Genomic DNA, 18,380 nt, shown 5'->3' with positions numbered 1-18,380 from the left:
GGTGGCGGCGTTTAGCGCGGAAGCACCCAGTCCGGCGTCCATGTCCCGGCGACGGCGTGGCCGGCCGCTGTGGTGGCGAGGTGGGTGCGGAGGGTGTCCAGCGCCGGGTGGGGGTTGTCGCGGTGCCAGAGGAGCGAGTGCGGGTAGACGGGCGTCGGGTCGGTCACCGGGATGCGGCGCAGGCCGTGGCCGGCGGGCCAGACGAGGCGTGTGTGCTCGCCCATGAAGGTGGCCAGGGCCGGGGTGTCGGCGATGGTGTCGAGGAGTGCGTCGGAGCCGAAGTTGGGGCCGGTCGCCTCGATGGTGAGGCCGAACTCGGCGACGAGGTCGTCGTAGTAGGCGGTCCACTCGGTACCGGGGACGATGCCGGGCATCCAGATCCGGTGTCCGGCGAGCTGAGCGAGTGGCACCGACCGGGCACGCGCCAGCGCGTGGGCTGGGCCGGTGAGGAGCTGGAGGGGCTCGTCGAGCACCCGGATGGACTCGATGTCCTGGGGAAGGGGCCGGCCGGGCACGGCGACGGCGCGGAAGGATGCGTCGATGGAACCGGACCGGAGGGCGGCGACGGCCGTCTCGATGTCGAAAAGCATCACCACGTCGAGGTCGATGTCGGGGTGTGCGCGGTGGAAGCCGCGCATCAGGCCCGACGGTGCGACGCGCGAGGCGATCACGTCGACGCGCAGCGGACGGCGGCCGGGGCGCACGGACGCGACCGCGCGCTCGGCGACGCGCAGCAGCTCGCGTGCGTGGGGCAGGAACGCCTGCCCGTCGATGGTGAGTTCGGCGCCGCGCGCGGTGCGGGTGAACAGCCGTACGCCGAGGTTGCGCTCCAGCGAGGCGATGCGTTTGGAGACGGCCTGCTGGGTGACCGCCAGCTCGGTGGCGGCTTCCTGGAACTGCCCCGTGTCGGCGGCGGCGACGAAGGTCCGGACGGTGTCGAGGTCCATGTCGCCACCCTATGGCCACAACCATTGGTTGTGGCCATGGCGAGTGGCGAGGGGCGGCGGGTATGAGGAGCGGGGTGGCTCTGGGGATCTGGCGCGCGGGTGGCGCTCAAGCGGGAAACGGCGGCGGGCAGACATCTGCGCCCGTCCGGTAGGCCTCAGCCGCGTCGGGCCTCGGCCAAGGCGATGAGGAAGCGGTGGGTCTTGCTGTCGGGGTGTTCGGAGAGCGCCACCCCCAGCCCCCGCACCGCGTCCTCGAGCTTTCGCTGCTTGCGCTCGGCCCGTGCCGTGAGCTCCTCGGCGTCGTCACCGTCCTTGGGCTTCACCCGGATCGACGCCTCCAGGAGGTCCAGACCGGCGGCTGACCACACCTCCAAGTCCACCTCCAGGTCGTCGAGCGCGACGTCGTCGACCTTCGTCGAGAGGATCGGCCCCAGTGCGACCAGCCCGCCGAACTGGACGGTGGGCGCGCAGGCATGCAGGAACTGGTCCTGCACCGCGTCGATCGGCTTGGCGGGATCGGCGCCGGGCGCCACCGCGTCCGGCAGCACCCCCGGCGGATGATCGTGGACCAGGGATGCAGCCAGCATGCGGCGGCTGCCCGACCAGTCTTCCTCGATCTTGTAGGTGACGGGTTCGACGTCGAACGGGGCGGAGAACCGGCCGACCAGCTGCTCCTGTGTGCACGGACGCAACTTGACGGTCAGGTCGTCCGGACCGCCGCCGATCCTGAACCGTACGATCACGCCGCCGTCCAGCAGCGGCAACCGCCCCTCGGTGACGCCGTCCACGTCCTCCGCGAACCAGATCCGACGCGTCGTCACCGAGCTGTGCGACCCATCGAGAGCGGACAGCGCCGCCCCCACGTCACCCTCGATGTTGACCTTGATCTCGACCGGCAACAGGTTCATCGGATCGCTCCCGAACGCTTCCTCGACGTTTGTCGCAGACGTCCCGCAGATGCTGCCGGACGCGAGTGATGAACCCCGTCCGCTGTTCCTGCGGGCCTCAAGGCCCCACGGAGTCGGAGTGGGCTGGATCCCATAGAGCTTCAGCCACGCGCGGCTCGGCGGGTCGACACCGCGCGAAGATTCCCGGAGCTGGTCAATCCAGCTATTCCAGGATATCGGCACCGCCCCCGGGCCGCAGTCCGGATCCGACCGGCTTGGTCCAAGCGCCCAATCGGGCCCTGGACGCACTGGGCGGCGACGGCGTAAGGATGGGCGAACCGTGTGATCCGGTGAGCTTTGACGACGACCGCGGCCTCCCCGGCGGGGTCGTCCGCCCGCGCGGGGCTCGTCCGTCCCAGGGCGATCAGGCGCTTGACCCGGCCGGTGAAAGTCGGGTGCGCATCTTGAGCGACCGGAATTATCCGGACGTCCGGTTCGAGTGACTGGCGATTCGGGTGTTCCTCGCGTTCGAAAAGCTGCAGGAGCTCGCTGCGGATATAGCTGAGCCGCATTCAGTTACGCCGACCAGGCAAAGGCCGAACCGGTGAACCTGAGACCACGTCAACCCGCCCTGACCAGCCAGGAAGTCACTCCCGCACGGCGGCGGGAACCTCACGGTATGCGCTGCCTAGACACGTGTGCTAGGACTCAGCAATATGCTGGGCGAGACGACACGGGAGCATGGGAGGATCAACATGGCAGCGGCTTTCGCCAAGCTTTTGTTCCTGGAAGCGAAAAGGGTTCAGGACCCGGACGGTGCGGACGAGGTCCTCGTCGGTAGAGGGGACGGCGGTACCTTTGAAAAGGTGCGAATGCGAGTAGGGGACGTCTTTGAGTTCGACGAGCGGTTCGTGCCGTTCGTCAACCAAGCGCCGATTGACGTTGTTCTGCACGAAGTGAATGAGGCAACCGATCAGGTCAGCTTCATTGGAGGGGCGAAGATCGTCCCCTCCGAGGCAGGCCTTGGAGAGCGAACGCAGGCAATCGGCGCGCTGTCCTTGTCTCTGTACGAGCTGACATACAAAGTGCTTTGACGACCCGCCATCGGCCAGGGTCGGGCAGCTCGGCCAGTAGCTCCGGCAGGCACGGTCTTCCACTCGGATCACGGGGCGTCGAGCACTCCATGATCTTGGACGCCCGTGCCTGTCGCGTTCCCAGAATTCCGTCGGACTGACAGATTGTCGTGAATCGGGCGTCGAGCGACTACGGGCGAGGCCCTGGCTGCACGCCCGACGACGAACCCCCGCCCTTCCGCGCTGGAAGGACGGGGGTTTGCTGTGGGGAGGTCGCGTTCGCAGGTCGCGATCGTCGACCAGGTCCATGCGGTCCACGTGCCGCGTCACGGGCCGGTGGTGCAAGGCATTTTCACGCCGTCCGTGGGGCACGTCATCCGCCCGCGGCGCCCGCGGTGTCCTCGGCCTCCTCGGCCTCCCAGCGCAGCAGGTCGCCCGGCTGGCAGCTGAGCACCTCGCAGAGCGCGGCGAGCGTCGCAAAGCGCACCGCCTTGGCGCGGCCGTTCTTGAGTACCGCCAGGTTGGCGGGAGTGATCCCTACGCGGTCCGCGAGCTCGCCCACGGACATCTTCCGCCTGGCCAGCATCACGTCGATGTCGACGGCGATCGGCATCAGATCACCTCGTCCAACTCGGCCTGCATCTGCGACGCTTCGACGTCACGCGCGACGGCCTGGGCGAGCAGCGTCCGCAGTACGAGCACGAAGAGCGCGACCCCCAGGATGGCCACGCCGACCCCGCCCATGATGACGGTGACACCCGGGTCCTCCCGCTGGCCCGGTGCATTGACGGCCGTGACCGCGAACCACACGAGGGCAGCCGCCACGATCGCGCCGATCACTACGTCCACGTACCGGAAGGAAGCGTGGGAGAACACGGTTCCGCGCCGCACCATCGTCACCAGCCGCCACACGCAGACCAGGGCGACCTGGACCGACACCATGCCCAGCATCGTGAGCACGCGCAGCGGGGTCAGCGGAAGCGACCCGTCCTCCGGGTCGTTGAACAACGCCCACACCATCCCTGCCTGCACGAACACGGTGCCGGCGAGCACCACCACGAGCACGGCACGCAGCGCACCCACTGTCAGCTTTCCCATAGCCCATCCTTCCATCGAGTAGCGATGGGAATCTATCGAATTTCGATAGGTTGAGCAAGGGCTGGGACGGAGGGCGGGCGGCGGTTTCGCGTCGTGGCGCGGGCCTGGTCGCAGCGGTCGCGCGGCGGTGCGTGAACACCCCGGCGTAGGCCGCGGTGAGGCGATGGTGGCGATGCCTACGTGCCTCGCTGCCCTTTGCCCTTGGGTTGGTTAACGGCAGATCAACTGGACCTTAAGGCTGCCTTGGTCTCCTCGGCCGCGCGTCGATCAAGACCGTCGGTGTAAGCGCCGCACGCACGTCGACCCACCAAGGGCTTTGGGGCTGTGACCTGCTTCTTTGAACGTGCTCCCTGAGCCTCGAGCCGCCGTGGCATGCCGTGCGGCGCCCACCCAGAACCTCCTCAAGGATGGATTTGTAAGGCGGTGACAAGACTGCACTCGCTCGTGATGTCGGCCCGTATGAAGGACAGGGGGACAGCGTCCATCGATCGAGGAGTGTCAATGTCCCGTAAGCGGATCATGAGTTCCAAGAAGAAGGTCGTGCTCTCTGTCGTTGCGGGAGCACTGGTGGCAGGAGGGTTCGTCACCACGATGGCGACCGGCAATGCCGCCGTCCCCGACGTTGTGTGTCCGGGGTCGACGGTGACGTTGTCGGGTGAGGCGGGTGCGCCGGCGGCGAGCAGTGGGACGTTTCCGGTGGGGACCAAGTTGAAGGTGACGAATCTGGACAATGGTCGGGCAGCGACGGTGACGGTGAACGGTCCGTCGGGCAGTTGTGTCCTGCTGAACAACGCGGCCTTCGACAAGGTGCGGGAGCCGGGCAAGAACCTGATCCGGCGGGCGCGCATCGAGCGGGTGGGTGGTGGCGGTGACGCGCCGCCTGTTACGGCGGGTGGGCAGGTGTCGCCGGCCACGGGTGAGGTGGTTTGTCCGGGGTCGACGGTGACGTTGTCGGGTGAGGCGGGTGCGCCGGCGGCGAGCAGTGGGACGTTTCCGGTGGGGACCAAGTTGAAGGTGACGAATCTGGACAATGGTCAGGCGGCGACGGTGACGGTGAACGGTCCGTCGGGCAGTTGTGTCCTGCTGAACAACGCGGCCTTCGACAAGGTGCGGGAGCCGGGCAAGAACCTGATCCGGCGGGCGCGCATCGAGCGCGTGGGCTGATCGACCAGGGCCGATTCGGGGCGACCGAAGCTATGGCGGGGGCACGGGGCGTGCCGTCCCCACCATGGCGTCGGTCCCCTCCGAGCCATCTCGCAGGCTAGTACTCCAGCTGTAGCTCGTGGTGACCCGTGGGGCAGAGTAGGGGCACGTCTACGTACGAGACGATGTCGTTCCACCTTGAGACCGAGCGGCTGATACTGCGGCCGTGGGCCGATTCGGACGCCGCCGAGTTCAGCGCCCTCCTCTCCGAACGCGGCAAGGGGACGCCCACGGTTGAGCACACCCGGACGTCCATCGCGAAGCTGCTCACCGCAACGGCGACAACCGGGTTCGCCCTGCTGTCCATCCAGCGCCGTGACGAAGGCGACTTCATCGGCTATTGCGGGTTGATCATCGGCCGCTCCACCGTAGAGGAGCCTGAAATCGCGTATGAGCTGTTCCAGCGCGTGCATGGCCATGGTTACGCCACCGAGGCGGCCAGCGCGGTGCTCGATGCCGCTATTGCGACCGGGCGGAAGCGGCTCTGGGCGACCGTCGGCGCGTGGAACACACCGTCGTTCCGTGTCCTTGAGAAGCTCGGGTTCGAGCGGGACCACGTTTCCGTGGAGGACAGCGGCGAAGTGGTGTGGCTTACACGCTCGTTGCCGTGACCCGGGGTCGCGCCCCTGGCGTTTCATGCTTACGTGATCGAGTGTGCTCAGGCAGAGCGGGCGGCTCGACGGTAGTGGTGGCTGGCCGAACCGGACTGGTCAGCGGCGGAGTTGAGCCAGTCCTGGCGGCTGTGGCCGGAGTGCCTGGTGGGGGTGACGGCCGCTATGTAATGTCACATCGCATGACACTCTTACGCCGTGCGGCATCGGCTGCTGCCCTTCTCCTCACCGTCCTCCCCGTGGCTGTCGCTTCGCCCGCGCACGCGGCCGACGGCGCGTCCGCCTGCCGCCCCCCGGCGTCCGTACCGCTCGACGCCGAACAGGACCGGCTCGCGGACGCCCGCACCACCGCCCTGGTCGAGCGTGCCGGGTTCGGGGACTTCGTACGGAGGTTTCCCGCCGCTCTGTGCACGACGCGCAGCCCCGCCGAGGCCGAACGGCTCCTCGACTCCTGGGGCCAGGCCCTCTGGCAGGCCTCCGTGCGGCGGGCCCAAGGACAGCGGCACGGCGGCGACCTCGCCCCCGGGGACGACCGGCCGCTGTACTGGGCGCGGCTCGGTATGACCGCTGAACTCGCCCGCTGGCAGCCGCAGTTCACCGTCGATCGGGCGGCGCTCCGCGTCCGCTTCGAGGACGCCTCCCGCGGTCTCACCGACAACGCCTTCCGGACGGCGCCCGGCGTACGAAGGATCTTCATCAGCGGGTTCGACCCCTTCGGGCTCGACGCGGAGATCCGCCGCGCCAACCCGTCCGGATCGGCTGCCCTGCAGCTCAACGGGCGGCGCGTGACCCTCGCCGACGGCAGCCCTGCCGAAATCCGCGCCGTCGTCCTGCCCGTGCGGTACGCCGACTTCGACGCCGGCATCGTGGAGCGGGCGTTCGCCCCGCGCCTGGCCGCCGGTCCCGTCTCGGCCGACATCATCACCACCGTCAGCCAGGGCTACCCCGGCATCTTCACCCTGGAGGACTGGGCGGGGCGGGCGCGGTCCGCCGACCCGTACCCCGACAACGCACGTGCCCTCTCCGGTGGCACCCGCGAGCGTCCGGTGACGGCCCCTGGCCTCGGCCCGGGCCCGGAGTTCATCCGCACCACGCTGCCGGCTGACGCGGTGACCGGCGCCGTGCAGACCCCGTACCCGGTCCTCCTCAACACCGAGGTGACCGAGATCCCGGCGGGCGGCACGGCTCCCGTCGACCGGACCGACGGCCCGACGCCGGGCTCGCGGGCCGTGGCGGGTGGCGGGGGCGGCTACCTGTCCAACGAGGTCGCCTACCGCTCCAACCGGCTGCGCGCCGAACTCGCCCCGCACCTGCCCGGCGGCCACCTCCACACCCCGGTGCTCACCGGTCTGCCGGCCGACCCCCAGCTGCTGACCGGCCCCGAGTTCGAACGCAACGAGAGCGCGATCACTGCGGAGGTCCACGCGGTCCTCGAACACGCCGCCGTGCGGCGGTAGCCGCCGCCCAACATGCGGGGCGTCATCCCAGGACCGGGCTGATCTGCGTTGGGACGTAGGGGGCGGCTCGTCGGGTGTTCTTCGCCGTCGATCGGCAGCCGGCGAGGTAGGACCAGGGTCAGGACTTCGGCACGGTGTTGATGTAGTTGGTGCCGGCACTGTAGAAGCCGTCCACCGTTTTCTGGACATCCGCCTGGGAAACGGCCTCATCGGCCTTGTAGTAGAACCAGTTGATCTTCATGCCCCATGTGCGCGGACCACCGGTGAAGGGGAGGTCGATGAACCAGTTGCTGAAGTGGACGTCCATCTTCTCGCGCGGGACGTACTTGCCGGAGCTGGTGAACAGCTCCTTGCCGTCCAGGGAGTAGGTGACCTTTCCGTCCACGGCGGTGATCATCATGATGTGCCAGCCCTCGAGGCGCTGCTTGAGCGTGTGGTTGACCCGGTCCGGCGGATCAGCCTTGTACCAGCTGACGTTGTCGAGTTGCGGACCCACCGAACCCCAGCCGCCGTTGGGCAGGTACTCGTGGTCGAGTTCGCTGTAGTTCTCCGAGGAGTCCGAGGGGGAAATCGGAAAGAAGGTCTGGACGACGTGGTCGCCGTTGCGACCGCTCGTGGGCTTGTCGCTGAGGTAGACGCGAGCGGCGAAGGTCCCTGTGAAGAGGTTCTTGCCGGTGCTCTGCACCTCGACCTGCTTGGTGCCCTGCTTGGTGCCGTCGGTGGAGGACTGCAGCTGCAGGACCCTGCCCCCCTGGGCGGTCGTGTCGGAGGGGAAGCTGGCGCCAGCGGTGGACCAGGTGTCCTTGATCCCCGGGCCACCCCCACCGGTACGGACCTCCCAGCCGTGGGCGGCGAGCGACGGGTCGTCGGGGCCGCTGTACTGGAAGTCGTCGAACAGGGTTCCGGGCGGTCCGGACGGGGTCGGCGAGGCGCTGGGGGCGGGCGCGGCGGCATCGTCACCGGGGCCGCCGGAACACGCGGCGAGTACGCACAGGAGGGCAGGCAGCGTGAGCGCGGTCCACGCGCGGCGACGAGAGGTGCGGCGGGGCTTGCTCACACGGGCTCCTTGGGGCGTAGAGGCGGTACCTGGACACGCCCATTGCATGAGGATCAATGGCCGATCCCATGAGGGGGTCATCCTAGGTTCGGGGTGACCACCGGGGCGACCACCGGGGTGACCTTAGCGACCCCGGCCACTCCGGCCACCCCGGCCACCGCGGTCCCGGCGAAACGGCTCCGGCTGAACACGCACCGATCAGTGCCCGGCGACCGTTCGGGCAGGACTACTGGCCGGTACTACCAATTGGCATTCCGATCCGATTACGACACCTGAGCAGATCGCGCCAAATGCGTACATCGAGCCCAAGTCGATTCAGGCCGGTGCACTAGCGTTCGCCCTGCGATCCCGCGGTCTACGTACCCTGCAATGAAAGGCCTCGCAAGGTGCGCTCAGTCATCACTTCCATCGAACGCGGGTCGGCGCACCAGGCACAGCCTGAAATGTCCGAGTCGAGCTTCGAGGAGCCCGCTCCAGCACCGGTATTCGTCGACCAGTCGGGTCTGCGCGGCCGTCTGCTCCGGGGCTTCGGCTGGCCGGTCTCCGTCGTCGGCGCGATCCTGGCGGTCGCCATGGGCAGCAGCCTGATCGGTGTCCAGGCGGACGCCCCGGCGATGGGCATACCCGCGCAGCCCGCGCGGTCGTCCGCCCCGTCGCCCTCACCCGTGCCGTCGCTGTCGCCCACCCCGTCGTCCGCGTCGTCCTCACCACGGACGGCCACGCGGTCCGCGACACCCCAGACGAAGACCACGGCCACCACATCGAAGCTCACGGCCACCACAGCGAAACCCACGACCACCGCATCAAAGCCCACGAGCACCGCGCCGCACGGGACAAAGCCTTCGGGCCAACCGACCAAGCGCCCCTGATCGTCCGCACCACCCATCTCCAGGAGCGTCATTGTCCCGCCACCAGCGCCGCCGGCAGTCCCTGCTGAGGCCGCGCCGACTGGCCGCGCCGCCGCTGCGCTTCTTCATGCCGCTGTCGCTGCTCGCTTGCCTGCTTGCGCTCCTCGTCCTGCGCGGCCTCGCCACCAACGAGGCCTTCCACGACTCCCGGATCGCGATCTCGGTCGACAAGACGACCGTGCCGGACAACCTGCTCAAGGGTGGTCCGATCATCGACGCGCGTGGCACCAAGAACGCGCAGCCCGTGAGCTATCACATCCCCGACCGCACCGTGGTTCTGAGCTTCGACGACGGTCCCTCGCCGGAGTGGACTCCGAAGATCCTGGAGCTGCTCGCGGCCCGCAACGTCCGTGCTGACTTCTTCGTGACCGGCGCCATGACCACGCGCAACCCGGAGCTGATCCGGCAGATCGTCGCGGGCGGCCACGAACTCGGCGTGCACACCTTCACCCACCCCGATCTGGTGTACCAGTCCCACGCCCGGATCAGCTGGGAGTTGGCGCAGACGCAGCTGGCGCTGGCCGGCGTCGCGGGCGTCCACAGCGCGCTGTTCCGTCCGCCGTACTCCTCCGACGCCTCGGCGATGGACGACTGGAACTACCCGGTGATCAAGTACGTGGGCGCGCGCGGCTACCTCACGGCGTTCATCGACCGCGACACCGACGACTGGAAGCGTCCCGGAGTCGAGGAGATCGTCAAGGCGGCGATGCCGTCCAAGCCCGGTGCGGGCGAGCTGATCCTGCTGCACGACGCGGGTGGCGACCGCACCCAGACCATCACCGCGCTCGGGCAGATCATCGACAAGCTGCAGGCCCAGGGCTACCGCTTCACCACCATCTCCGACGCACTCGGCGCCTCCAGCGCCACCGTGCCGGTGCACGGATTCCAGCTGTGGGCGGGCAAGGGATACATCTGGGCCACCCAGGTCGCCGTACACACCCTGCCGGTGCTGGTCGGGCTGCTGGCCCTCGTCGGCTTCCTCAACTTCGGCCGGTTCGCGCTGATGCTCGTTCTCGCACCGATCCACGCCCGCCGCGCCAAGCGGCGGGACGCCTGGGGAGCGCCCGTCACCGAGCCGGTCACCGTACTGGTCCCCGCCTACAACGAGCTCGAGTGCATAGCCAACACCCTCAACTCCCTGGCCGCCAGTGACTATCCGATCGAGGTGATCGTCATCGACGACGGCTCATCGGACGGCACCGCGGACATCGTCGAGGAGATGGACCTGCCGTTCGTCCGGTTGATCCGCCAGGCCAACGGCGGCAAGTCCAGCGCGCTCAACACCGGTATCGCGGCCGCCTCGCACGACATCATCGTAATGATGGACGGCGACACCGTCTTCGAGCCGTCCACCGTGCACGAGCTGGTCCAGCCCTTCGGCGACCCGGCGATCGGCGCGGTCGCGGGCAATGCCAAGGTCGGCAACCGCGACAGCCTGATCGGCGCCTGGCAGCACATCGAGTACGTCCTCGGCCACAACCTGGACCGCCGGATGTACGACATGCTGGGCGTCATCCAGACCATCCCCGGCGCGGTCGGCGCCTTCCGCAAGGAGGCCCTGCGGCGGGTCGGCGGGATGAGCGACGACACCCTCGCCGAGGACACCGACATCACCATCGCGGTGCTCTGCGACGGCTGGCGGATCGTCTACGCCGAGCACGCCCGCGCCTGGACCGAGGCTCCCGCCAGCCTCCAGCAGCTCTGGTCCCAGCGGTACCGCTGGAGCTACGGCAGCATGCAGGCGATGTGGAAGCACCGCGGCGCGGTGACCTCCCGCGGCCCGGCCGGGCGCTTCGGCCGACTCGGGCTGCCGCTCGTCGTGCTGTTCGGCGTGATCGCCCCGCTGCTGGCGCCGCTGGTCGACTTGTTCCTGCTGTACGGCGTGCTGTTCGGGGACGCCCCGATCACCCTCACCAGCTGGGGCGGCTTCATCCTGCTCCAGGCCGCACTGTCCTGGTACGCCTTCCGGCTCGACCGCGAGAAGCCCTGGCATCTGATCAGCCTGCCGATCCAGCAGCTGGTCTACCGGCAGCTGATGTACATCGTCCTGTTGCAGTCCGCGATCACGGCGATGACCGGGGGCCGACTGCGCTGGCAGAAGCTCCGGCGCACCGGCGAGGTCGCTGTACCGGTGGAGGCCTGACCATGACCGCATCCATGGACCTCGGGCGCGCTCAGGACACCGTCCAGTTGAGAATCCCCGCCGTTCTGCTACAGCAGCAGGAGCCGGAACCGGAGGCACCGTCCACACGCAAGGGCGGCCGGGACCTCTATCTCGACCTGTTGCGCGCTCTGGCGCTGCTTCGCGTGGTGCTGTACCACAACTTCGGCTGGTTCTGGCTGCCCCTCGCCTTCCCGTCGATGGGCGTGATGTTCGCGCTGGCCGGCGCGCTGATGACCCGCTCGCTCAGCCGTCCCGCTCTCGGCGTGATCCGCGGCCGACTGCGCCGGCTGCTCCCGCCGATGTGGCTGTTCGGCGCCGTCCTGATCACCCTCCAGATCCTTGACGGCTGGGGCCCCGACTCCGACGGCCACCCCACCTGGTGGTGGGCCAAGCTGGCGTTCTGGATCCTGCCGCTCAGCACGCCGCCGTTCGCGGAGGGCCTGTCCGGTTTCCATCAGGTGGAACACACCTGGGCCGAGCAGATCATCGTCCCGCTCTGGTACCTGCGGGCTTACCTGTGGTACGTGCTGCTCTCACCGCTGATGCTCTGGGCGCTGCGACGACTTCCGGTGTTGACGCTGGTCACTCCACTGGCGCTGTTGATCGTCATGAACACGTTCTTCGCCGACCAGGAGTTCATCTACAGCCGGGTCTGGGAGACCGCCAACGACTTCACGATGTTCGGCTCCTGCTGGATCCTCGGCATGGCCCACCAGGAGGGGCTGCTCAAGAAGGTCCCGCAGTACGTACTGCCGTCCATCGCGCCGCTGATCATGGTGGCCGGCTTCTGGTACCTGCAGACCCGGCCGGTCGATCCGACCGTACCGACCGACATCGAGTCCTGGCCGATTGCCCAGGCCCTGTGGTCCTTGGGCTTCGTTGCCATCCTGCTCCACGTAAGCCCGTCCTGGGAGCAGTGGCCCAGGCCGCTGGAACGGTGGAACGGCCTGATCAGCCTGATCAACGCACGCGCCGTCAGCATCTACCTGTGGCACCAGGCCGCACTGGTGGTCGCCATCCCGCTGATCGACCCCTCTGGAGCGTCTCCTTCTTCTACAAGAACCTCCAGTGGCTGCTGGCCAGCCAGTGGTTCACGCTGCTGGTGGCGATCCCGCTGCTCGGCCTGCTGGTGTTGACCTTCGGCTGGGTCGAGGACGTGGCCGCCAAACGCTCGCCGCGGCTCTTGCCGTACCCGCGCCGCCGACGGGGCAGGCGCCGGGCCGCCGACTGACGGGGGCTGCGCGCGACGATCTGCCGGGCCGCCCAGGAGCCGCCATGACACTGACGTCGCGACGCGGTTCAGGCCATGAGCAGGCGGAGGCCGAGATCTGCCGCGTCGAGGCCGGCGAGGTCGCTGTTGCGCTCGGCCCACCGGCCAGACTCGAGGTCGTCGCCGAGGCTTCGTACCGCCCGCTGCTCGGCCTCCGGCCCGACCCTCGTCCACACCGACATCGCACGGCGCACGTGATCCTCCAGATACGCTCCCGGTCGGCGCCAGTACGCCTCGAACAGGCCGTCGGCGCAGTCCCACGGGATGGGCACCGGCTCGGCGCGGGCGCCGATCGCCTCGGCCATCCCGGCAAGCGAGGGAAATTCTGCGAGGACGCCGGCGAACTCGGGCAGGTAGTCGCGGCTGAGCCAGAACCGGTCCTGCCATCCGGGCTCGTCGGTGTCGAACGTGAGCACCACCACGCGGCGGGCCACGCGCCGCATCTCGTGCAGCCCCGCAATCGGGTCCCCCCAGTGGTGAACGGTGGAGACGGCCATCGCGACGTCGAAGGAGCGGTCCTCGAACGGCAGGCTCTCCGCGGCGGCGGCCACGCACGGCGCCGAGCCGGCAGGCCGCTGCCCCCGCATGACCGCTGATGGCTCCACCGCGGTCACGTCGCGATCAGCAGGCTCGTAGGAGCCGGTGCCGGCCCCGACGTTCAGCACCGTCTGCGCGTCCCCGAGCGCGTCCCAGATCTGCGCGGCGATCCGTGGCTCGGTACGCCGTGTCGCGGTGTAGGCGCCGCCGATCGCGTCGTACAGCCGTGCACCGAGCATCTCCAGTTGTTCCTCCGGTGTCACCTTCAGTCCTCTCGCCCGTGCCTCGAGTTCCCTGTCGATGGCCTCCACCATGGCGTCAGCGCGATCACGCCGCTCCAGCAGCAGGCCGCGCAGTCGGCGCAGGTGCGCGACCGCGTCGGTGGACGGGTCGCCGACCAGTTCCGCAACCTCCCGCAGCCCGAAGCCCAACCGCCGATAGGCCAGCACCTCCCGCAGCCGTTCCACGTCGCCCGCCGAATAGGCCCGGTACCCGGCCACGGTCCGCCCCGACGGCCGAACGAGCCCGATCTCGTCATAGTGATGCAGCGTGCGGACGCTCACGTCGGCCAGCTCGGCCACGCGTCCCACGGTCCAGTGATCCTCCACGGCATCGACTATGCGGCCTGACGCCACGTGAGGGTCAAGAGCCTCACTCGTGGCAGCAAGAGCCGAACGCGTAGCAGCGGTCCGAGGCGACTCGCGGCTCAGCTGCGGTGGATCCGGTCGACGCCGTACCACTTCGAAACGCAGGCCGCGACCCAGTCCCGCTCGTAGTTCCCCGTGAAGAAGGGCTCGGCGAGAGTGCCGATGTGCAGGGGCCGGTAGCCCACGTCCGTGGCCCCCCGTACGGCATCGGTCCGGATGCGGGAGTTCTGGGCGTCCCAGGCCACGGAACGGGCGACCGTGGAGGTGGTGAGCTGCTGGACGTTCGGGACGAGCGCGGTCACCGAGGCCAGCGCCAGGCAGCCCGCCGCCACGGCGCCGGTCACGAGGGCCGCGTCGGCGCGACGGCCCGAGAGCCACCGGCCGCCCCACGCTCCCAGCAGTGCGCCGTACCCGCAGAGCGCCAGTTCCATCGGCACGAGGTAGCTCGTCCAGGTACGGGCGTACGTCCACCCGCTCGGGCCGTAGCCGCTGCGCAGGCCCACCGCCACCGCGAGCGACCCCAGCACCACCACGGGCACCGGGAGCAGAAGCATGGCGATCAGCACTTTGCGGGGGACGGTCCGCCGCGGCTCCCGCTGACCGGGCGAGGGCCCGCGGAGCCCGCTCGCCAGGCCCAGGAGGACGCCGACGGCGGCGGCTCCGAGGTAGGCCCACTGGCCGGTGACGGAGTCCCACATGCGCAGCCAGTCCTCGAAGGTGCCCGTGAGCTCGCCCGCGGACAGCATGGATGCCTTGTCCGGCTGCTGGGCCCGGCGCCATCGGGCGCCCGGAGAGGTGTAGAGCACGGCCAGTCCGCAAACGAGGCCGGAGCACCAGAGCAGGCACCAGGTGAATGGATGCCAGTTCCGTGCCAGGCCGAGGCGGGGCAGGGAGAGCAGCCCGACCGCGGCGGCGAGCAGCCCGCTGACGAGCGCGAACGGCTCGCTCAGGGTGCCGAGCGCGAAGCCGACGAGGAACGCAGAGGCGAAGCCGGCCGCGCGGGCGGCGGCACTTGGATGGCGGACGGTCCGGATGGCCAGCAGGAGCATCCACACGCCGATGACGCTCGGAACGGTGTGGGAGATCGTGGCAGGGGCCCACAGCAGTACCTGATAGCTGCGGGTGCCCCCGAAGTAGAGCAGCGCCTGGACCACCAGGGCGCAGGCGGTCAGGACCAGCACCCGGGGTCTGCCGCCGAGAAGCCGAATGAATTCACGCCCCAACAGGACGAGTCCGGCTGTGAAGGAGACGGCGATGACCGTCGGCAGGATCTTGGTCCCGGCCAGTCCGTCGCCGTAGACGACACCGCTCAGGAAGGCGTTGGCGATCCTGCCGTTCTGGGTCATGTAGAAATCGGACGTGATGCCGAGGACTCCCAGATCACGGGCCTTCCACGCGGCGCACCAGTCGTCGGACGTGGGGCGTACGTAGAGACCGAGGAAGCATCCGACGGCGATCAGGGCTCCGGCCGCCGCGACGAGCGTCGCCCCGGCTGCGGGGAGGAGCCTGCGCAGGAGGGGCGGCGGCCGGTTCCCCGGCCCACCGCGGAGGAGGAGGTGCGGACGTCCTCGCCGTCGACCGCAGCAGTGCTCATACACCACCCCTTCGCAGCGGGGCCCGGCCGGAGAGGCGGCCGATGCGCCCGCCGACCGCGGTGACCGCACGGCCCGCGAACACCCATGATGTGCACGGTTCGGCACCACCGGCATCCCGGGTGCGCCAGGACGGGTACGGAGCGCCGAGAAACGTCCCTGCGGCCTTAGTGCTCGAGCCACGGGGCGCGGCGGGGGCTCAGACGGGCTCCATCCCGTCACGCGGCGGCGGAGTGGTGCGGATCCTCTCCAGCTCGGCCAGGAGGCGCCGATAGGCGAGCCTTTCGGCCGCCATCGCCCGCCCGAGGGGAAGGTAGTTGGGATCACGGGGTGACCGGGCCTGCGCTGCGGCGGCGAGCCGGAACTCCCTCGCGCGGTCCACCTCGCTCCTGGCTTCGACGTACCCCGCGTCGAGGAGCCGGTGGTCGAGGACCTCGTCGAAGGCGCGCTCCGCCAGGGTGTCGAGCCGGTCGAGGTCGTCGGCGCAGCCGTCGGAGGCCGTCCCGTCACAGGCTTCTTCCAGGGCGCGGGAGAGCGATCCCACGGTGGCCTCGAGCTCCGGGTACCCCCAGGCCGGCGTGGCGTCGTTCCTGCACCCGGTGGCGAGGGCCACCAGCATGGCGACGGAGACCACGGCGCGGACCGTTCGCTGTCCCGCGCGCCCGCGCACGGTGGAGCAACGGGTCATGGGAGCCCCGATCACTAGTGGTCAGGTGGTCGGGAGTCGACCTCGGCCGGGCCCCGACGTGGTCCGCCCGCCATCCTCGCCCGCACTGGTCAGCGCTGCCACACGGAGTCCGCGCGTGCGGACTGCGTGACCGTCGAGGGCTGGGCCGCCCGGTGCCACGGGGAGGCGGGCGGGCGGCTGCCGAGAGGCTCGGATCCGGCCGGGGGAGCCGTGGTGATGTGCAGCCCGGCGTCCAGGCCCAGGGCTGCGGCCACGGTCGTGCCGTCCGGCTCGGCCATGGCCGCCGGTGCGCCCGTGTAGAGCATCTGGGACTCGTACCAGGACGGCGCATCGTCCGGGCCCGACACACTGACCGTGCCCGCGCCCGCGCGGCCCGCGAGCAGGTGGCCCGCGACACCGACGGCGCCGTAGCCGCCCCCGCCGCCAGCCTCGGTGACCGGAGAGAACGTCGGCGCGGGCGCGCCCGCGGTGGCCAGGCTCGTGCCGACGGTGCCCGTGCCGGGGTGGCGGAAGTACAGGCGGACGCCGTCGCCCTGCGGGCTCGCCGAGAGCGGACCGGTGGTCGCCGGCAGCCCGGTCGGGAAGGGGCCGCTGAACGGGGCGTCCGGTGTCGGCTGGATCCAGGCCAGCACGCTCTGGGGCGTGGCCGCGTACACATGGCGCCGCCCCGCCCCGTCGGTCGCGGTGACCGGGTCGCCCTGCAGGCTGGTGCCGCCGAGGGCCTGCCATGCGCCGAAGGCGCCGTCCGGGGTCGCCTGGGCACGGGCGCGCAGGGTGCGCAGGGAATCGCGTACGTACACGGTCATCCGGCCGGTGCGGTCCACGGCGACGGCAGGTGCACTGATCGCCGAGGTGCCGGATATGTCGTCTATGTCCGGGGTGCCCAGTGACTCCCACGGGCCGAAGGCACCGTCGGGCGTGGCCTGGACGGCGTACACGGCATTGCGCCCGTACTCCTGGGGCGTGGCACCCAGGGTGGTCTGGGTGCCGAAGACCGCGATCCTGCCGTCGGGGAGCCGGGCAGCCGTCGCGCCCGCGTCGATCCCGGTGCCGGGGAGGAACTGGGGCCCTTGCCAGGAGGTCTTCGGGCCGCTGCGCGACCAGTACGCCATCCGGCCGTCCAGGACGGCGAAGGCCCACAGCCGGCCGGAGACGCCCTCGGTCATCCAGGAGGTGCCGTCGCCCCGGCTGTAGCGGATGGTCTGGTTCCATCCGGCGCCGGTGGGCCGGGTCGCGGTCTTGCGGTCGCCGCAGCCGGCGGGGCTGCCGCACCAGTCCTGGTGGTCCGTCCAGGCGTAGGTCTTGAGGTAGCCGAGCTTCTCTTCGGCCGCCTGCGGGTCGAGCGTCGGTGGCAGGGAGCTGTTGGGGTAGCTCACATAGTTCTGGACCGAGAAGTGCGGACGGTCCGTGGCCTTCGCGTAGCGTTCGGCCGCGGCCTGTACGAAGCGGGCTCCGTACATGTGGTCCTGGTGGTCGAGGAAGGCGCCGCCGCCTTGCGACCGGCCGGGCGTCGGGTCCTGCGTCCGTATCGTGGTCGGCCGGTACATCGCGAAGATGTCCGCGATGGCCTCCACAGCCTGCTCCTTGGTGTACGAGAACCAGGGCTTGACCGGCGTTCCGGAGGTCAGCTGGGCGCCCAGGGCGGGAACCTTGCCGTCCCACAGGCCGCGCAGGCTGTCCGGATTGTCGCCGGAGATGCTGCGGGCCTCACGCAGCTGCATCCATACCAGGTTGACCTCGGGCCTGGCGACGAGGACGTCCACCTCGGCGCTCCCCCGCCCGCGGTGGGTATGGACCTGCGCTGCCACGCGCTGGTGCGGCTACCGGTGGCCATCTGCGCGTAGGCGGCCCGTATGCCGTTCTGCCGGGCCTCCGCGTAGGCGGCGTGGTCGGCGGGGCCCGCGGGGTCCTCCAGGTGCGGGCTGTGGGCCTCGTTCCTGCCGTCGGACTCGCCGGAGGTCAGGTAGACGGTGGCGACCTTGACGCCCGTCGATATGGAGCGGCTCAGGTCGGGGTTCATGAAGAACAGGTCGTCGTCGGGATGCGCGACGACCTGGAGGACCGTGCCCTCGGTCACACTCGGGCGGAAGGCCGCCTCGGGAGCCGTTGGCTCCTGCGCGTTCCCGTATCCGTAGGCCCAGGTCGTCACCCCGGCGGCGCCGACGGTGAGCGTGGCGAGCAGGGCCGCGAGGCGGGTGCGGCTGGCCAGGGACATCTGCAACGCCTTGAGGGTCGATCCGG

17 protein-coding genes are annotated in these 18,380 nt (G+C 69.8%); 6 read left to right on the top strand and 11 right to left on the bottom strand.

The genetic code is table 11. The annotated features are described in order from the left end of the window. Positions 1-11 precede the first annotated feature (11 nt). Both JIW86_RS04030 and JIW86_RS04025 read right to left on the bottom strand, forming a co-directional pair. A complete protein-coding gene (locus JIW86_RS04030) occupies positions 12-947 on the bottom strand; it encodes a LysR family transcriptional regulator (RefSeq protein ID WP_257552534.1) in 936 nt (311 codons plus the stop codon). Between the two features lie 155 nt (positions 948-1,102). Continuing rightward, a complete protein-coding gene (locus tag JIW86_RS04025) occupies positions 1,103-1,855 on the bottom strand; it encodes a hypothetical protein (RefSeq protein WP_257552533.1) in 753 nt (250 codons plus the stop codon). A gap of 695 nt (positions 1,856-2,550) precedes the next feature. Between JIW86_RS04025 and JIW86_RS04020 the strand changes: the two genes are divergently transcribed. After that, entirely contained in the window at positions 2,551-2,928 is a 378-nt protein-coding gene (locus tag JIW86_RS04020; RefSeq protein WP_257552532.1) for a hypothetical protein, read from the top strand. A gap of 352 nt (positions 2,929-3,280) precedes the next feature. On the opposite strand, the gene JIW86_RS04015 is transcribed toward JIW86_RS04020, so the two are convergent. Then, positions 3,281-3,520 carry a helix-turn-helix domain-containing protein gene (locus tag JIW86_RS04015; RefSeq protein WP_257552531.1) on the bottom strand — a complete coding sequence of 80 codons (240 nt, stop codon included), beginning with the start codon at positions 3,518-3,520 and terminating at the stop codon, positions 3,281-3,283. Then, on the bottom strand, positions 3,520-4,005 hold the full coding sequence (locus JIW86_RS04010) for a DUF2975 domain-containing protein (RefSeq protein ID WP_257552530.1): 486 nt from the start codon (positions 4,003-4,005) through the stop codon (positions 3,520-3,522). The genes JIW86_RS04015 and JIW86_RS04010 overlap by 1 nt, the downstream gene beginning before the upstream one ends. 495 nt (positions 4,006-4,500) lie before the next feature. On the opposite strand from JIW86_RS04010, the gene JIW86_RS04005 reads away from it, so the two are divergent. The 3 genes from JIW86_RS04005 to JIW86_RS03995 all read left to right on the top strand — a co-directional run bounded on the left by JIW86_RS04005 (position 4,501) and on the right by JIW86_RS03995 (position 7,276). Then, positions 4,501-5,169, top strand: a complete 669-nt coding sequence (locus JIW86_RS04005) for a hypothetical protein (RefSeq protein ID WP_416237658.1) — start codon at positions 4,501-4,503, stop codon at positions 5,167-5,169. A gap of 164 nt (positions 5,170-5,333) precedes the next feature. Next, positions 5,334-5,819 carry a GNAT family N-acetyltransferase gene (locus tag JIW86_RS04000; RefSeq protein WP_257552528.1) on the top strand — a complete coding sequence of 162 codons (486 nt, stop codon included), beginning with the start codon at positions 5,334-5,336 and terminating at the stop codon, positions 5,817-5,819. A gap of 239 nt (positions 5,820-6,058) precedes the next feature. After that, positions 6,059-7,276, top strand: coding sequence for a pyroglutamyl peptidase (locus JIW86_RS03995; RefSeq protein ID WP_257552527.1), 1,218 nt, complete (start codon positions 6,059-6,061; stop codon positions 7,274-7,276). A 118-nt stretch (positions 7,277-7,394) separates the two neighbouring features. Here the strand turns inward: JIW86_RS03995 and JIW86_RS03990 are convergent, their stop codons facing one another. Together JIW86_RS03990 and JIW86_RS03985 are read right to left on the bottom strand one after the other, a co-directional pair. Beyond that, on the bottom strand, positions 7,395-8,333 hold the full coding sequence (locus tag JIW86_RS03990; protein WP_257552526.1) for a glycoside hydrolase family 16 protein: 939 nt from the start codon (positions 8,331-8,333) through the stop codon (positions 7,395-7,397). 355 nt (positions 8,334-8,688) lie between these two features. Next, positions 8,689-9,234 carry a hypothetical protein gene (locus tag JIW86_RS03985; RefSeq protein ID WP_257552525.1) on the bottom strand — a complete coding sequence of 182 codons (546 nt, stop codon included), beginning with the start codon at positions 9,232-9,234 and terminating at the stop codon, positions 8,689-8,691. Between the two features lie 62 nt (positions 9,235-9,296). On the opposite strand from JIW86_RS03985, the gene JIW86_RS03980 reads away from it, so the two are divergent. Then, positions 9,297-11,384, top strand: a complete 2,088-nt coding sequence (locus tag JIW86_RS03980) for a bifunctional polysaccharide deacetylase/glycosyltransferase family 2 protein (protein ID WP_322975601.1) — start codon at positions 9,297-9,299, stop codon at positions 11,382-11,384. Between the two features lie 2 nt (positions 11,385-11,386). Beyond that, entirely contained in the window at positions 11,387-12,541 is a 1,155-nt protein-coding gene (locus JIW86_RS03975; RefSeq protein WP_257552524.1) for an acyltransferase family protein, read from the top strand. A 163-nt stretch (positions 12,542-12,704) separates the two neighbouring features. Here JIW86_RS03975 and JIW86_RS03970 read toward each other — a convergent pair whose 3' ends face one another. The 5 genes from JIW86_RS03970 to JIW86_RS03950 form a co-directional block, all read right to left on the bottom strand. Then, on the bottom strand, positions 12,705-13,802 hold the full coding sequence (locus tag JIW86_RS03970; RefSeq protein ID WP_257559208.1) for a MerR family transcriptional regulator: 1,098 nt from the start codon (positions 13,800-13,802) through the stop codon (positions 12,705-12,707). A gap of 116 nt (positions 13,803-13,918) precedes the next feature. Then, the gene (locus JIW86_RS03965; protein ID WP_257552523.1) at positions 13,919-15,457 is read right to left on the bottom strand and encodes a DUF6056 family protein; all 1,539 of its coding nucleotides are present in this window, start codon (positions 15,455-15,457) and stop codon (positions 13,919-13,921) included. 193 nt (positions 15,458-15,650) lie between these two features. Then, positions 15,651-16,139: a hypothetical protein gene (locus tag JIW86_RS03960; RefSeq protein WP_257552522.1), complete on the bottom strand. Its 489-nt coding sequence runs from the start codon at positions 16,137-16,139 to the stop codon at positions 15,651-15,653. An 89-nt stretch (positions 16,140-16,228) separates the two neighbouring features. Further along, the gene (locus JIW86_RS03955; RefSeq protein WP_257552521.1) at positions 16,229-17,860 is read right to left on the bottom strand and encodes a PIG-L family deacetylase; all 1,632 of its coding nucleotides are present in this window, start codon (positions 17,858-17,860) and stop codon (positions 16,229-16,231) included. Further along, the gene (locus tag JIW86_RS03950) at positions 17,764-18,354 is read right to left on the bottom strand and encodes a PIG-L family deacetylase (protein WP_257552520.1); all 591 of its coding nucleotides are present in this window, start codon (positions 18,352-18,354) and stop codon (positions 17,764-17,766) included. Before JIW86_RS03950 ends, JIW86_RS03955 begins: the two co-directional genes overlap by 97 nt. Between the last annotated feature and the right edge of the window lie 26 nt (positions 18,355-18,380).

Origin of the sequence: Streptomyces sp. NBC_00162, from assembly GCF_024611995.1 — a bacterium.
Classification (GTDB): domain Bacteria; phylum Actinomycetota; class Actinomycetes; order Streptomycetales; family Streptomycetaceae; genus Streptomyces.
Note: the sequence above shows the minus strand (reverse complement) of the source record. Positions and strands in the feature narration are given on the sequence as shown.

What these genes read in the sequence shown, in the direction of transcription:
- JIW86_RS04015 (WP_257552531.1), bottom strand. Translation starts at nt 3,520, where the DNA reads ATGCCGATCGCCGTCGACATCGACGTGATGCTGGCCAGGCGGAAGATG.
- JIW86_RS04030 (WP_257552534.1), bottom strand. Translation starts at nt 947, where the DNA reads ATGGACCTCGACACCGTCCGGACCTTCGTCGCCGCCGCCGACACGGGG.
- JIW86_RS03985 (WP_257552525.1), bottom strand. Translation starts at nt 9,234, where the DNA reads ATGACGCTCCTGGAGATGGGTGGTGCGGACGATCAGGGGCGCTTGGTC.
- JIW86_RS04025 (WP_257552533.1), bottom strand. Translation starts at nt 1,855, where the DNA reads ATGAACCTGTTGCCGGTCGAGATCAAGGTCAACATCGAGGGTGACGTG.
- JIW86_RS03955 (WP_257552521.1), bottom strand. Translation starts at nt 17,860, where the DNA reads ATGCAGCTGCGTGAGGCCCGCAGCATCTCCGGCGACAATCCGGACAGC.
- JIW86_RS03975 (WP_257552524.1), top strand. Translation starts at nt 11,387, where the DNA reads ATGACCGCATCCATGGACCTCGGGCGCGCTCAGGACACCGTCCAGTTG.
- JIW86_RS04020 (WP_257552532.1), top strand. Translation starts at nt 2,551, where the DNA reads ATGCTGGGCGAGACGACACGGGAGCATGGGAGGATCAACATGGCAGCG.
- JIW86_RS04010 (WP_257552530.1), bottom strand. Translation starts at nt 4,005, where the DNA reads ATGGGAAAGCTGACAGTGGGTGCGCTGCGTGCCGTGCTCGTGGTGGTG.
- JIW86_RS03950 (WP_257552520.1), bottom strand. Translation starts at nt 18,354, where the DNA reads ATGTCCCTGGCCAGCCGCACCCGCCTCGCGGCCCTGCTCGCCACGCTC.
- JIW86_RS04000 (WP_257552528.1), top strand. Translation starts at nt 5,334, where the DNA reads ATGTCGTTCCACCTTGAGACCGAGCGGCTGATACTGCGGCCGTGGGCC.
- JIW86_RS03960 (WP_257552522.1), bottom strand. Translation starts at nt 16,139, where the DNA reads ATGACCCGTTGCTCCACCGTGCGCGGGCGCGCGGGACAGCGAACGGTC.